This window comes from Mesorhizobium sp. M8A.F.Ca.ET.021.01.1.1 (assembly GCF_003998025.1).
Taxonomy (GTDB): domain Bacteria; phylum Pseudomonadota; class Alphaproteobacteria; order Rhizobiales; family Rhizobiaceae; genus Mesorhizobium.
On the sequence record NZ_RZSJ01000091.1, the window covers coordinates 1 to 14,308 of the forward strand.

The 14,308-nt window shown below is 63.1% G+C and carries 12 protein-coding genes; 7 read left to right on the forward strand and 5 right to left on the reverse strand.

Features of this window, described 5'->3' with window-relative positions:
- The first annotated feature begins 2 nt into the window (after nt 1-2).
- Nucleotides 3-917: a transcriptional regulator GcvA gene (locus EOA36_RS10325; protein WP_245464311.1), complete on the forward strand. Its 915-nt coding sequence runs from the start codon at nt 3-5 to the stop codon at nt 915-917.
- 220 nt (nt 918-1,137) lie between these two features.
- Here the strand turns inward: EOA36_RS10325 and EOA36_RS10330 are convergent, their stop codons facing one another.
- Both EOA36_RS10330 and EOA36_RS10335 read right to left on the reverse strand, forming a co-directional pair.
- Nucleotides 1,138-1,350, reverse strand: coding sequence for a 4-oxalocrotonate tautomerase family protein (locus tag EOA36_RS10330; protein WP_127277455.1), 213 nt, complete (start codon nt 1,348-1,350; stop codon nt 1,138-1,140).
- A 78-nt stretch (nt 1,351-1,428) separates the two neighbouring features.
- On the reverse strand, nt 1,429-2,220 hold the full coding sequence (locus EOA36_RS10335; RefSeq protein ID WP_189553164.1) for an SDR family oxidoreductase: 792 nt from the start codon (nt 2,218-2,220) through the stop codon (nt 1,429-1,431).
- 103 nt (nt 2,221-2,323) lie between these two features.
- On the opposite strand from EOA36_RS10335, the gene EOA36_RS10340 reads away from it, so the two are divergent.
- From EOA36_RS10340 to EOA36_RS10355, 4 genes are all read left to right on the forward strand, one after another.
- Nucleotides 2,324-3,217, forward strand: a complete 894-nt coding sequence (locus EOA36_RS10340) for a LysR family transcriptional regulator (protein WP_127277457.1) — start codon at nt 2,324-2,326, stop codon at nt 3,215-3,217.
- 109 nt (nt 3,218-3,326) lie between these two features.
- Nucleotides 3,327-4,985, forward strand: coding sequence for an acyl-CoA synthetase (locus EOA36_RS10345; RefSeq protein ID WP_127277459.1), 1,659 nt, complete (start codon nt 3,327-3,329; stop codon nt 4,983-4,985).
- 314 nt (nt 4,986-5,299) lie between these two features.
- Complete coding sequence (locus tag EOA36_RS10350; protein WP_127277461.1) at nt 5,300-9,346, forward strand: chemotaxis protein CheB; 4,047 nt, start codon at nt 5,300-5,302, stop codon at nt 9,344-9,346.
- On the forward strand, nt 9,294-9,668 hold the full coding sequence (locus EOA36_RS10355; protein ID WP_245464312.1) for a hypothetical protein: 375 nt from the start codon (nt 9,294-9,296) through the stop codon (nt 9,666-9,668). Before EOA36_RS10350 ends, EOA36_RS10355 begins: the two co-directional genes overlap by 53 nt.
- Here the strand turns inward: EOA36_RS10355 and EOA36_RS10360 are convergent.
- Together EOA36_RS10360 and EOA36_RS10365 are read right to left on the reverse strand one after the other, a co-directional pair.
- Nucleotides 9,665-10,684: a chemotaxis protein CheB gene (locus EOA36_RS10360; RefSeq protein WP_127277463.1), complete on the reverse strand. Its 1,020-nt coding sequence runs from the start codon at nt 10,682-10,684 to the stop codon at nt 9,665-9,667. The genes EOA36_RS10355 and EOA36_RS10360 overlap by 4 nt on opposite strands.
- A 255-nt stretch (nt 10,685-10,939) precedes the next feature.
- On the reverse strand, nt 10,940-11,830 hold the full coding sequence (locus EOA36_RS10365; RefSeq protein WP_127277465.1) for a LysR family transcriptional regulator: 891 nt from the start codon (nt 11,828-11,830) through the stop codon (nt 10,940-10,942).
- A gap of 210 nt (nt 11,831-12,040) precedes the next feature.
- Here EOA36_RS10365 and EOA36_RS10370 point away from each other — a divergent pair, with 210 nt between their 5' ends.
- Nucleotides 12,041-12,979 carry a DMT family transporter gene (locus tag EOA36_RS10370; RefSeq protein WP_127277467.1) on the forward strand — a complete coding sequence of 313 codons (939 nt, stop codon included), beginning with the start codon at nt 12,041-12,043 and terminating at the stop codon, nt 12,977-12,979.
- Nucleotides 12,980-13,026: 47 nt separating this feature from the next.
- Nucleotides 13,027-13,749: a haloacid dehalogenase type II gene (locus EOA36_RS10375; protein ID WP_127277469.1), complete on the forward strand. Its 723-nt coding sequence runs from the start codon at nt 13,027-13,029 to the stop codon at nt 13,747-13,749.
- Nucleotides 13,750-13,787: 38 nt separating this feature from the next.
- Here the strand turns inward: EOA36_RS10375 and EOA36_RS10380 are convergent.
- A partial coding sequence (locus tag EOA36_RS10380) for an ATP-binding cassette domain-containing protein (protein ID WP_127277471.1) occupies nt 13,788-14,308 on the reverse strand: 521 nt, incomplete at its 5' end.

The following is a 14,308-nucleotide window of genomic DNA, read 5'->3' on the forward strand; positions in this document are numbered from 1 at the left end:
GATTGCCGCCCCTCACCGCCTTGCCCGCCTTCGACGCGGCCGCCAGGCATTTGAGCTTCTCCAAGGCGGCGCAAGAGCTCAACCTCACCCATGGCGCCGTCAGCCGCGCCATCCGCAACATCGAGGACAGGCTGGGCATCCAGCTCTTCGATCGCGGCACGCGCTCCGTGCGGCTGACCGTTGTCGGCGCGGCCTATGCGGCGGAGGTCGGCAAGGCGCTCGACCAGATCGCCGCCGCCACCATCGCCGCCATGCCCGACCGCTCGACGCGCATCCTGAACGTCAGCACGTCGGACGGCTTTGCCGGCCGCTGGCTGGTGCCGAGGCTGCACCGCTTCCATCGCGCCAATCCCGACGTCGACGTGCGGCTGGCGACTTCGGGCGTGCTGGCCGATTTCGTCAGCGACGGCATCGACATATCCATCCGCTACGGCCGCGGCGGCTATACCGGGGTGACGGCGGAATTCCTCGCCGACGAGGAGGTCTTCCCGGTCTGCAGCCCGGAACTGCTGCAAGGCGAGCACCCGCTGCGGCAGCCCGGGGATTTGAGGCATCACAAGCTGATCCACGACGCCTTCCGCATCGACTGGGCGACATGGCTTGAACAGGCCGGCGTCGAAGGCATCGACCCCAAACGCGGCGTGCGCTTCGATTCCGCCACCTTCGCCGTCGAGGCCGCGGTGCATGGCGAAGGCGTGCTGCTCGGCCGCAGCGCGCTGGTCTCGGCCGACCTCGCGGCCGGGCGGCTGGTGCGACCCTTCGACCTCGCGCTGAAATCAGCGGCCAGCTACTACGTCGTCTATCCCGAAGGCGCGCTGCGCCAGAAAAAAGTCAGGGCGTTCCGCGACTGGCTGTTCGCCGAGATCGCGGCCGACTGGGTCGGCGTGCCCAAGAGCCAGGCGCCCGAAGCCAGCTGAGCGCATCCGGTTCCATCGATTGATCAGGCGCCAGCGACGAAAGAAGCGAGACAGGTGGACAACTCGGGGCTGCCCACCTGGCCCCCGCCGCTAATGCATGCCGCCCCAAAGGGGGCATCGGTTTTTCGGGAACCGACATGCATTGAAAGGCCCGCGGACAGAGTGGACGTTGGCGTTCGCGGCGACCAGTCGTCATATGACGGGTATCGCGTTCGAAGGCCTATTCCTCGGCGCGAAAAGCTTCCGGCACGATGAACACCTCGTCGGCGCGGCCATAGCCGCCGTCGGCGACTTCCTCCACCAGCACCATCGTGTAGGGCCGCACGCCCTCGCCGAAGAAGTCGACGAACATGGCTGTCGTGCGATGGATGAGGTCTTCCTTCTGCGCCTTGGAGAGCGCCGCCTGCGGCATCTTGATATTGGCGAATGGCATTGTCTGTTCCTTGTTTCTGGAGGTTGGCTTCAGGGTTCGGGGATGGAGCAGGTCGGCAGACAGCAGCGGCCTGCCTCCTCAGATCACGCCGCCATTGGCGCGGATGATCTGCCCGTTGACCCAGCCACTGTCCGGCCCGGCCAGGAACGACACCACGCCGGCAATGTCGCCGGGCTGGCCGAGCCTGCCGAGCGGGATCATTTTTCCGATGGCCTCGATCTGCGCCGCGCTCTTGCCGTCCGTGAACAGCGCCGTCTCGACCGGTCCGGGCGCCACCGCGTTGACGGTGATGCGGCGCGCGCCAAGCTCCTTGGCCAGGATGTGCGTCATCGCCTCGACCGCCGCCTTGGTGGCGGCATAGACGCCGTAACCCGGCTGGTAGAGGCCGACGACGCTGCTCGAGAAATTGACGATGCGGCCGCCGTCGCGCAGCCGCCGCGCGCCTTCGCGCATGCCGCGGAACACGCCGCCGAGATTGATCGCGATTTGGGTATCGAAGAAGGCGTCATCGGCCTGCGCGATCGGCGAAAGCTTCATGATGCCGGCATTGTTGACCAGGATATCGATGCCGCCGAAGGCCTTCTCGCCGGCGTCGAAAAGGCTGGCGATGCCCGTGGGATCGGCGATGTCGGCTTGCACGGCGATCGCCTTGCCGCCATTGGCTTCGATGGCGCGCACCAGCGCCTCGGCCTCCGCCTGTCCCCGTGCATAGTTGGCGACGACGGCAATGCCGTCGCGGGCAAGCCGCCGCGCGATCGCCGCGCCGATGCCCTTCGAGGCTCCGGTCACGATCGCCGCTTTGGTTTGACCCGTGCTTGTTTGGTTGCCCGTACTTGTTTGGTTGCCCGTACTTGTTTGGCCGGATGTCATGGAAGTCTCTCCTTCTTGTTGGTGAGACGGATATAGGCCGCGCCAATTTCCGGATAATCAGCCATCTGTTGACATCACTATTCGGAAACTGCGAACAAAGCCCATGGATCGGTTCGACACGATGCGGCTCTTCGTCCGCGTGCTGGAGCGGCGCAGCTTCACCGCTGCCGCCGCCGATCTCGGCCTGCCCAGGTCAACCGCGACGGAAGCGATCCGGCGGCTGGAAGAGCATCTCGGCGCGCGGCTGCTGGAGCGCACGACGCGCCAGGTGAATGCCACGCAGGACGGCGAGGCCTATTACCGGCGCTGCCTGTCGATCCTGGCCGAGATCGAGGATGCCGAGGCCGCCTTCCGCAATGCCGAGCCGTTCGGCCTGCTGCGCATCGATGCCAGCACGCTGCTCACCCGCACCTTCCTGCTGCCGCGCCTGCCGGAATTCCTCGCCCGCTTTCCCCGCATCGACTTGCAGATCGGCCAGAGCGACCGGCTGGTCGACCTCGTGCGCGAGGGTGTCGACTGCGTCATCCGCGTCGGCGAGCCGCCCGACAGCGGCATGATCATGCGCCGCCTTGGCATGATCCGCGAGATGACCTGCGCCAGCCCGGCCTATCTCTATCGCCACGGCACGCCCGCCTCCCCCGACGCGCTGGACGGCCATCAGGCGATCGGCTTCGTCTCCTCGCGCACCGGCGAGGTGCTGCCCTTCGAATTCACCGTCGCCGGCAAGACCCGCGAGGTCAGGTTGCCCGGCCGCGTCGCCGCCAACAATTCCGATACCGCCGCCGACCTGGCGCGGCTCGGCCTCGGCCTCATCCAGGCGCCGCGCTATCGTTTCGAGAAGGATTTGGCCGACGGCAAACTGGTGGAGGTGCTGGCCGAATACCCGCCATCGCCGACGCCGCTGTCGGCGCTCTATCCGCAGAACCGGCAGCTTTCGCCGCGCATGCGCGTCTTTCTCGACTGGGCGGCGCGCATCTTCGCCGAGGCGAACTTGTAGGGCGAAGGATGCTGGGCTGCATCAATCGTTGCCGATGGGCGCCATCTGATGCCATTGTCGCCGCGACAGCGCGCCATGGGGAGATAGCGCACCGCCAGGGAGGATTTTCATGACCACGACACAAGCCGGCTTGCCGCGCTATGACGATGCCGTCGCCGGCTTTCGCATCGAGGATGAGGTCGCCAGGCTGCAAGGCGACCCGGCGACCGGCATCAACGCCTATGTCGAATGCTGCGGCCGGCACACCGGCCAGAACCGGTTGGCGCTGCGGGCGATCTCCGCCGGTGGCGAGCTCAGCGAATTCACCTTCGAGGATCTCGACGACATGTCCGGACGTGTCGGCAATCTGCTGAAGGGACTGGGCGTCGGCCCCGGCGATGTCGTTGCCGGCATGCTGCCGCGCATTCCCGAACTGGTGGCGCTGATCCTCGGCGTCTGGCGCATCGGCGCCGTCTACCAGCCGCTGTTCACCGCCTTCGGCCCGAAGGCCATCGAGCACCGCCTGGAATACAGCGCGGCCAAGGTGGTGGTGACCAATCCGGCCAATCACGGCAAGCTCGACGAGGTCGCCAACCCTCCGCACATCGCCACCATCCTCGGTGCGGGCGAGGCCCTGCCGCCGGGCGACATCGATTTCCGCGCCGCGCTTGCCGCCGCCTCCCCCGCCTGCGAGCCGGTGATGCGCCGGGGGGAAGACCTGTTCATGATGATGTCGACTTCCGGAACGACGGGCCTGCCCAAGGGCGTGCCGGTGCCGCTCGGCGCGTTGTTGGCCTTCGGCGCCTATATGCGCGATGCGATCGGGCTTCGCGCCGACGACATCTTCTGGAACATCGCCGATCCGGGCTGGGCCTATGGCCTCTACTACGCCATCACCGGTCCCCTGCTGCTCGGCATCGCCACCACCTTCAACGAGGGCGCCTTCACCGCCAAAAGCACCTATGACGTCATCGGGCGGCTTGGCGTCACCAGCCTTGCTGGCTCGCCCACCGCCTTCCGCCTGCTGCTCGCCGAAGGCCCCGACGCCGCCGCGCGCATAAAAGGCCGGCTGCGCGTGGTGAGCAGCGCCGGCGAGCCGCTCAACCCGGAAGTGATCCGCTGGTTCGACGCCCACCTTGATGCGCCGATCCACGACCATTACGGCCAGACCGAGAACGGCATGATGGTCAACAACCATCACGGCCTCGCCCACCCTGTCCGCGCGGGCTCGGCCGGCTTTGCCATGCCGGGCTACCGCATGGTGGTGCTGGACGAGGCCGGCAACGAGCTCGGCCCCAACCAGCCAGGCATCCTTGCCGTAGACATCGCCAACTCGCCGCTGCGCTGGTTCGGCGGCTACCACCAGGCCGAAACCCCGGCCATTTCAGGCGGCTACTACCGCACCGGCGACACGGTGGAATACGAGCCGGACGGTTCGGTCTCCTTCATCGGCCGCGCCGACGACGTCATCACCTCGTCCGGCTACCGCATCGGCCCTTTCGACGTCGAAAGCGCGCTGATCGAACACCCCGCCGTCACCGAAGCTGCCGTCGTCGGCGTGCCCGACCCGCAGCGCACCGAAATCGTCAAGGCCTTCGTCATCCTCGCGTCCGCCTACAAGGACAGCCCGGAGCTGGCCGAAGAACTCGCCCAGCATGTCCGCAAACGCCTCTCGGCCCACGCCTATCCCCGCGAGGTGGAGTTCGTGACGGAATTGCCGAAGACGCCGAGCGGCAAGATCCAGCGGTTTTTGCTGAGGAAGGCGGAGGTGGAGAAGAGGAAGGGGTGACAGGGGGTGCGAGAGCGGAAGAATTGAGTCCGAATGATAGCACACGCTTGGTGGGACATGTGAGGTCTTGAAGGGGGCCGATTGCAGACAGGGTGATGCAGCCGTCGGATCTTCAGGAGCGGACTTTTAGGTCGGTACAGATCGGCCTGAGGTAACCCAATGGCGAGTTCGAAATTAGCGTCGATCCAAATAGAGTTGCCGGGGATGAGGTGGGGTGCGAAAATCAGCGCAAGCTTTGGGCCGCGCGGCTCTTGGCAGATACCTTAGGGACCGAATTCGGTGGCCCGCTGAGAGCATGTGAAACGTAAAAATCGATGGCAAACGAAGAAACTGGGAGACCTCAAAGGCGATCAAAAGCGAAAGCCGACGCGGCTGCTGAACCGAGCCCGCCGGTCCGGAGCGCTCAGGCCCGTACCGACGCTCCTCAGGAAACCAATGTTGAGTCTCCGACCATTTCCGTCGTCGGCATCGGCGCGTCAGCCGGCGGCATCGAGGCGCTTGGCCGCTTTTTCGATGCGATGCCGGCGGACAGCGGTTGCGCCTTCGTGGTCGTCCTGCATCTCGACCCGAAGCACGAAAGCGAGATGGCGCGCGTTCTGGCATCTCACACGACCATGCAGGTGGCGCAAGTCGTGGACGGCATGCGGATCGTTTCCGATCGGGTCTATGTGATCGCTCCCGATACCGACCTCAAGATCAGCGATGGCGGGCTGCACGTGTCCCGACCGGCAGAGGTCCGCGGCAACCGCCATCCCGTCGATGTCCTGTTCCGATCGCTTGCGGCGGACCAGCGGAAACGGGCCATCGCCATCGTTTTGTCGGGAACCGGCAGCAATGGCACCGAGGGCTTGAAGGACATCCGGGCCGAGGGCGGCATGAGCCTCATTCAAGCCCCCGAGACCGCGAAATTCGACGGTATGCCGAGGAGCGCCATAGCGGCAAATTTGGCCGACCATGTCCTTGCACCTGAACAGATGCCGGACGTGATACTTGCTTACACTCGCCATGGTTATGTCGCCGCTCCAATCGAAACCGCACCTGCCGTACTGGGCGGTGGCGAGGCGAAGATCGAGCAGGTTCTCGAAATTCTGCGCGCCCGGAGCGGATATGATTTCAGCAGCTACAAGCGCAGCACCCAGCGGCGGCGCATCTACCGCCGCTTAGGCCTGAAGAACATCGAGACGCTTAACGGGTATCTGGACGAGTTGCGGGCCAATCCCGAGGAAATCACCACGCTTGTCTCGGACCTGATGATCAACGTGACCGGATTCTTCCGCGACGCCGAGGCATGGAAAACGTTATCGGATCTGGTGATCGCTCCACTGGTCGCCGAAAGAGAGTCAGGGGCCACGATACGGATCTGGGTTCCTGCTTGTTCGACGGGCGAGGAAGCCTATTCCATTGCCATGCTGGTAATGGAGCACGCGGCTGCCGCCGGAAAGCGGTTCGATCTCAAGGTGTTTGCCACCGACGCGCAGGAAGACAACCTTCGCAAGGGCCGCGATGGCGTCTATCCGGCGGCGGCAGTGGCCGAGTTCCCGCCGGAGCGCATCCAGCACTTTTTCGAAAGACTCGATGGCAACTATCAGGTCAGCAAGGAACTTCGCGACACGATCGTTTTTGCGCAGCACAATCTGTTGCGCGATCCGCCCTTTTCCCGGCTGGATCTGGTTTCGTGCCGCAATTTCCTGATCTATCTCGAACCCGACGCGCAGCAGCGTGTCATCGCACTTTGTCATTTCGCGCTGCGTCAGGGCGGACATCTGTTCCTTGGTAATGCCGAGACGGTCGGCCACCTCGACGATCTGTTTGAGAGCTGCTCGAAGAAATGGCGGATATACCGCCGCGTCGGACCGACGCGGCATGACCTCATCGACTACCGGGAGCATCGCGGACCAGTGGGACCAGATTGGACTGACAAGCCAGCGTCACCCCCGCCCGACTCGGCAGCATCGGTCGCAGAAGCTGCGCGGCGCGCCTTGCTTGAACGCTATGCTCCGGCATCCGTCCTAATCGACCGCAAGGGCCGCGCGCTCTATTTTCATGGAACGACAAGGGATTATCTGGAGCAGCCGCCCGGCGAGCCGACGAGGGATTTGCTGAGCATGGTCCGCGAAGGGCTCGCTCTCAAACTTCGATCCGCGATCCGTGACGCTTCCAGGGAAAACAGAAGCGTCACAGTCAGTGCACGCACCCGGTCCAGCAAGACCGGTGCGGTCACCATGACTGTCATGCCGCTGACTGGTCGGTCTGGAGAGAGCGGCCATCTGCTCGTGAGCTTCACACCGGAGGGGTCCGAAGCCGGCGGTGGCCCGGCAGCTCCGCGGGACGAAACGGCGGAAATTGCCTCTGGCGAACGCGCGCTTCAGGAAGAACTGAAAGCGACGCGCGCCGAGCTGCGGAGCACTGTCGAGCATCTTGAAACCGCCAATGAGGAGCTGAAAGCGTCGAACGAGGAAGCAACCTCGATGAACGAGGAGCTTCAGTCCACGAACGAGGAACTTGAAACCTCCAAGGAAGAACTCCAGTCGTTCAACGAGGAACTGAACACTGTCAATAGCCAGCTTCAGCACAAGATCGGCGAGTTGGAAGCGGCCACCAATGATCTCAACAATCTGTTGGCCGGATCCGAAACCGCGACGCTGTTCCTCGATGAAAAACTGCGCATCAAATGGTTCGCTCCCGCGACCAAGGAACTCTTCGATCTTGTTTCGACCGACATTGGCCGTCCGATCGCCCACTTCGCGCGCAAGTTCGCAGACGATAACCTGATAATTGATGCCGAAACGGTGCTGAAAAAGCTTGCCCCGATCCTTGCAGAGGTGCCAAGCGACGCCGGCCGCTGGTACTCGCGCCGCATGTTGCCCTACCGTACCCGCGACAATCGGATTGCAGGGGTGGTGGTCACTTTCAGCGATATCACCGAGCGCAAGCAGAGCGAAGACGAGACCATGCGGAGCGAAAAGCGCCTTCGCGATCTTATCGAAGCTCTCCCGAACGCGGTCTACACAACCGACGCCTCGGGTCGGCTCACTTTTTACAACCCGGCCGCCGTCGAACTCTGGGGTCGCGAGCCGAAACTTGGTTCGGATAGATGGAACGGCTCCTGGCGACTATATAGGCCGGATGGAGAGTTGCTGCCGCACGATGAATCCCCCTTGGCGATAGCCCTGAAAGAAAAGCGGCAAGTAAAGGGGGGAGCGGAGGTGGTGTGCGAGAGGCCGGATGGTACTCGTGTACCCTACATTTCCTATCCAACCCTGCTTCGCGATGCCTCTGGCGAAATCACCGGCGCGGTAAACATGTTGGTGGACATCACCGAGCGCAAGCGGGCCGAGGCGCTTGCGGAGCGGCTCGCGGCGATCGTTCAATCCTCCGATGACGCCATCATAGGCAAAAACCTCAAGGGTATGATAACGAGCTGGAACAAGGGCGCTGAACGCCTGTTCGGCTACTCGCCTGACGAAATCGTGGGCAAATCCATCATGACCTTGGTCCCCTCCAATCGCCACGGCGAAGAGGCGAATATTCTGGACCGCTTTGGCCGAGGAGAGCACATCGAGCACTTTGAAACCATCCGTCGGCGCAAGGATGACAGCCTGGTCTGGGTATCCTTGACGATTTCACCGCTTGAAGATGATCAAGGCAAGGTCATCGGAGCATCGACGATCGCACGCGACATGACCGAGCGGCGGCGCGCCGACGAACATCGGAAGATCCTGATCGGTGAACTTAATCACCGGGTCAAGAACACGCTGGCGGTCGTCCAGTCCATCGCCTCCCAGACCTTGAGTAATGCCTTGACCATGGAAGAGGCGCGAGAAGCATTCGGGTCCCGGCTGATCAATCTGGCAAAGGCACACGACGTACTCACTCGCGAAAGCTGGACCAGTGCGAAACTGGATGAGATTGTCGCCGATACCGTCAAACCTCATTCCGGGAATGGAACCCGGTTCCGGATTGAAGGTCCGGACATCCAGCTTACACCGAGTGCGGCGCTTGCGATTTCAATGGCGTTGCACGAGTTATCCACCAACGCGGCAAAATACGGCGCGCTTTCTACCCAGGACGGGCATGTCACGATCATCTGGCGCCTTGAAGGAGAAGGTCAGGACCGTCGCTTGACCTTGCGTTGGGAAGAAAGCGGCGGCCCGCCGGCAAGCACGCCGAAGCGAAAGGGCTTCGGCTCGCGCCTGATCGAGAAGGCTCTCGCTGCGGAACTGCACGGTAATGTGAACGTTGCGTATAAGTCCTCCGGCGTTGTTTGCATCATAGATGCGCCCATGCCCGCAGGACGGGAGTTCTTGGGTGGCAATAGTGGCAACGCGTCCAGCAAACAAGATTCTGATCGTAGAGGATGAGTTCCTTATTGCCTTGCATCTGGCGGATTTGCTGGTGGAAATGGGGTACCGGATTGCAGGTCCGGTCGATAACCTGGACGAGGCGATTGTCTTTGCGCGCGATGAGGAGATCGATTTCGCGATCCTTGATATAAACTTGGCCGGCACGCGATTCGTTTCCGGTCGCCGACGTTCTGAAGCAGCGCGGCATTCCGTTCCTGTTTGTGAGCGGATACGGGAGCGATGGTCTAGTGGACGGCTATCGCCACATAACCACTTTGGCCAAGCCTTACGCTCCGCAGGAGTTGGAGCGGGCAATTGCGGCGAGCTTTGCCACGTCTAGCCGGTGATCCGAGACGAGCGCCCCGACATTGCACCGAAGGTTTCCGGCATGAGCCAGTCTTGCTCGACGAGAACGCGAAGCTTGTAGGCCCGATCCAGCGCCTGCTTGCTGGCAGCTTCCCAGGGTCCAGCGGCGTCAGGTTCCTGCAAGCGTGCTTGCTCGGCCATTTCCAGACAAAATTCAGCCCGCTCGTTTAGAATTCTCACTGCGGCCCTCATAACCCGCTCCATCTCGTCGAATTGGGCAGAGGCCAGGACCTCCCCGGTGTAGCTGTGACCGATATGGCAGTCGAACTTGATGATCGTACCATTCTGGGATTTAAGGAGCGCGCCACCGCATTCCGGGCAGGTCAGCGCCAGCGGGCGATCGAATTTTTCGCCGTCGATGGTCGGAGAGTCCCCCTCGGCCTCAGGTTGAGAAGACTTGTTCGGCATAGCCGCTTCCTTTCCTGCCTTTCCGTTGACCAGTTCAACAAGCAATCCGGGCATGCGGGAGAGCGCCACGCGGTAGTCCAGCGCCACGTGAGCGGCAGCACTGCCCGGCATTTCCGGATACGCCGCATCGTCGGGATCCTGGACAATCGCAATGCCGCCGCGGCGCTTTATTTCCCCGAGTCCCAGCGATCCGTCATTCAGATAGCCGGTCAGGACCACGCCGATCGCATTTGGACCATAGGCCTCGGCCACGCTACGAAACAAGGGGTCGATCGCCGGGCGCGCCCAGTTCTCCTTCGGAGTTCTCAACAGACGCAGCTTGCCATGTGAGACTATCATGTGGTGATCGGGCGGCGCGACATAGATTTGGCCGGACGAGATCTGTTCGTAGTTGGTGGCATGTTTTGCCGGCACAGGTCCGGCGGCATTCAATATCGCGGGTAGTTCGCTTCGATGGGCGCCGATATGCAACACGATCAGAACCGAGGCTGGAAACGCTTCCGGCAGCTTGGCAACGAGATCGCGCAACGCATCGACCCCGCCCGCCGAGGCGCCGATTGCGATCACTGTGGAGCGTGCCATGACGATCTTTGAAAGTCCGTTCGTCGAACCTAAACGTCCAGGCGCGAGTAAGGTTCTACGCGGCTCAGGATTCAGAGAGAAAATGGCGTTTTCTTTTGCTTAGGGCAAACTCGCCAATTCCCTGAGCATAAGCGATGTCCGCTTCTGGCGTTCGGACGCGAGCGTGGGAACGTCATGCTTGAGGCGCAAAGCAGACGTCTAGCTTGGTCGGCGCGGGCACGGAGAACTCGTTGTGCTCCAGATAGCCCACCCCCCTCACCCCACGATCTGCAGCGTCCCCTGGCGCCGCACCTCGGCCTCGATCTCCCGCACCAGCGTCTCCAGTGCCGGATTGCGGGCGTTGCGGGCGCGGCGGATGACGTAGGCTAGATCCGGCGGCTTGGGGAACGTTTTGTCGACAATCTCCATGCCGGGTTGCAGATGCCGCTGGCTGAGCAGCGCGACGCCGAGCCCGGAGGTCACGCCGGCGATGATGCCGGCCGCACTCGAGCATTCGAAGACGATCTCGAACAGCGTTCCCTCGTCCTGGCCGAGATCGAGGCCCCAACGGCGATAGAAGCAGTTGTCGTCGAATGACAGGAACGGCACCGGGTCCCCCTTCGCCAGGACCAGCTCCGGCGACTTCACCCAATGCAGGCTCTCGCGGAAGAGCAGGATGTCGGTCGGGCGGACCTCGTGCTGGAACACCTGGATGATGGCCGCGTCGAGCGCCCCCTCGCGCAGCAGCTTCTGCAAGGCCAGGCTCATGCGCACCTGCGTGCGAACGCTCACCTCGGGGTAGAGCCGGCGAAACCGGCCAAGGATGCGCGACAGGTCCGTGCAGGTCGTATCCTCGGTCATCCCCAACGCGATCTTGCCTTGCAGCGTGCTCTTCGACAGGCTGAGGATCGCCTCGTCATGGATGCCCAGGATGCGCCGTGCGTAGCCCAAGAGATCCTGCCCTGAACTGGTGAACATCGGCGCATTGGCCTTGCGGCTGAGGATTTCGCAGTCGAGGCTCAACTCCAGCCGCCTGATCTTGTGGCTGACGGCCGACTGCGAAAGGCCCAGCATCTCGGCCGCGCGGGTGACGCCGCCATGTTTCTCGATCGCCACCATCGCCCGCAAGGCATCGACATCCAGGCGGCGGCTCATCACTCCAGCCATGACAATCCTCGTTTGAAACGAAAGCAATGCTCCGGTTCCTGAGGCAGAACCGGTTCTCAGGCAAAACGATATGCCAGATTTCGTGGCTATTTCATGGATTCATCGAAATTTGTCATGTGCAAAGGCGGATGCGCGCCGCCATAAGTCGGCACCTGGGATTGGCAGTGATCCGCTTGGCGCCCGCCGGCGCCGCCTCGACGAAGAGACCGCATGACGCCTAAACCTCTGTCCCATCGCCTGGCCTGGCCGCTTCTGGCGGCGGCCCTGGTCGTCAGCTGGAGTTCCGGCTTTGTCGGCATCCGCTACGCCAGCGAGAGCGCCGATGTCATGCTGGTCCTGTTCTGGCGCACCTTGATGTCGGGGCTGGTCCTTCTGCCCTTCGCGCTCATGGTTGGGCCGCGCATCGGCGCACGCGTCCTGATGCGGCAGATGGCGTTCGGCGTGGCGATGATGTTCCTCTATCTCGGCGGCTTCGCGCTTGCCATCGGCCAGCGCGTGCCGACCGGCCTCGTCGCGCTGATCTCGGACCTCGTCCCCCTCGCCATCGCGGCCCTTTCGCAGCCCGTTCTGGGCCATCGGCTGACATCGAGGCAATGGACCGGAACGGCGCTCGGGGTGGCCGGCGTGCTCATCGTCTCGCTGAACAGCCTCAGCCTCGGGACAGCGCCGGCCTGGGCGTACATGGTCACCATCGCTTCCATGATGGTCTTTGCCCTGGCGACCGTGCTGCAGAAGCGGATGGGCACCATCAACATGCCCATCCACCAGAGCCTGTGCATCCAGTGCCTGACGGCGGCGATCTTCTTTGCCGCCTGCGCCGGATGGAATGGCGGGCTGATGCCGCCGCTTGATGGCCGTTTCGAGTTCGGCATCGCCTGGCTGGTGCTGTTTTCGACCTTCTTCTGCTACGGCGTCTACTATGCGAGCCTGCGCCTCCATAGCGCCGCGCAGGTCAGCAGCGTCATCTATCTCAGCCCGCCGGTGACGATGCTCTGGGCCTGGCTGCTCTTCGGCGAGCCGCTTTCATTGGCGATGGTCCTCGGCCTTGCGGTGACGTTGTTCGGCGTCTGGCTGACATCCTCGCGCGGCACGGTATCGAAGACAGGTCCGCGCCCGGTCGGGCAGCCCGTCGGGCAATCGGCTGATTGATCGCGATCCGCCCAAACTCCAACCATCGACCCCAAGGAGTGAACCCCATGAAGCTGACTGATTTCAAGGCCCTGACCTTCGACTGCTACGGCACACTCATAGATTGGGAATCCGGCATGATCAAAGCCCTGAAGCCGCTGACCCAGCGGGTTGGCGGCGCCTTGAGCCGCGACGACATCCTGCAGGCGCATGCAAGGCACGAATCCAGCCAGCAGAACTGGACGCCGCAAAAGCGCTACAGCGACCTTTTGGCTGTCGTCTACAAGCGGCTCGCCGAGGAATGGGGCGTCGTGGCCACGCCGGAGGAATGCATCGCCTATGGCCAGAGCGTGAAGGACTGGCCGGCCTTTGCCGACACCGCCGCCGCCCTGCAATACCTCAAGCAGCACTACAAGCTCGCCATCCTCTCCAACGTCGACAATACGAGCTTCTCCTTCAGCAACAGGAAACTCGGCGTCGATTTCGACGCGGTCTACACGGCGGAGGACATCGGTTCCTACAAGCCGTCGCCCCGGAATTTCGACTATATGCTGGAAAAGCTGGCGACGCTCGGGATCAGCGACAAGGAGATCCTGCACACGGCGGAAAGCCTGTTCCATGACCATGCCGCGACCAATGGCCTGGGCCTAAAATCGTGCTGGATCCAGCGCCGGCACGCCGATCAGGGTTTTGGCGCCACCATGCATCCCGGCGACATGCCGAAGGTGGACTTCCGCTTCGACAGCATGGCCGATCTGGTGAAGGCACATAAGGAAGATTTGCGCGCCTGATTGGCCATCCACGGGGAGTAAGAACGCGCCGGGCGTCGTCAGTTCTTTTTATGGGGGATGCCGCCGCGCTCGAGCGACTTCTCGGCCGAGGCGCCGGAACCCCACAAGGCGCGGCCGAGCAAGCCCCTGCGCTTGCGCGGGAGGAGGTCGATATCGCTGACGAGCTTGGCGCCGCCCTTGCGCCGCTCGAGCGTGATCTTGCGGCTGTGAAAAGCCTCCAGCTCGGCGCGGTGCGCCACACTGACGATGGTGACATCGGGCAATTCGCGAATGATGGTTTCCATCATCTTTTCCTGGCTCTTCTCGTCGAGTGCCGCCGTCGCTTCGTCCAGCACGATGATGTCGGGCGCATGCAGGAGGAGCCGTGCGAAGGCCAGCCGCTGCTTCTCGCCGCCCGACAGGGTCTGGTCCCATGGCGCGTCTTCGTCGATCTTGTCGCCGAGATGACCGAGCCCGACCTTGTCGAGGGCGGCCTTGATCTGGGGAACCGTCCAGTCGTCGGCGGCGCCGGGATAGGCCGTCGCCCGGCGCCGCCGACGACTGGACGGTTCCCCAGATC

Coding starts and splice junctions, on each gene's coding strand:
- EOA36_RS10330 (WP_127277455.1), bottom strand. CDS start 1,350: ATGCCATTCGCCAATATCAAGATGCCGCAGGCGGCGCTCTCCAAGGCG.
- EOA36_RS10335 (WP_189553164.1), bottom strand. CDS start 2,220: ATGACATCCGGCCAAACAAGTACGGGCAACCAAACAAGTACGGGCAAC.
- EOA36_RS10340 (WP_127277457.1), top strand. CDS start 2,324: ATGGATCGGTTCGACACGATGCGGCTCTTCGTCCGCGTGCTGGAGCGG.
- EOA36_RS10345 (WP_127277459.1), top strand. CDS start 3,327: ATGACCACGACACAAGCCGGCTTGCCGCGCTATGACGATGCCGTCGCC.
- EOA36_RS10350 (WP_127277461.1), top strand. CDS start 5,300: ATGGCAAACGAAGAAACTGGGAGACCTCAAAGGCGATCAAAAGCGAAA.
- EOA36_RS10360 (WP_127277463.1), bottom strand. CDS start 10,684: ATGGCACGCTCCACAGTGATCGCAATCGGCGCCTCGGCGGGCGGGGTC.
- EOA36_RS10365 (WP_127277465.1), bottom strand. CDS start 11,830: ATGGCTGGAGTGATGAGCCGCCGCCTGGATGTCGATGCCTTGCGGGCG.
- EOA36_RS10370 (WP_127277467.1), top strand. CDS start 12,041: ATGACGCCTAAACCTCTGTCCCATCGCCTGGCCTGGCCGCTTCTGGCG.
- EOA36_RS10375 (WP_127277469.1), top strand. CDS start 13,027: ATGAAGCTGACTGATTTCAAGGCCCTGACCTTCGACTGCTACGGCACA.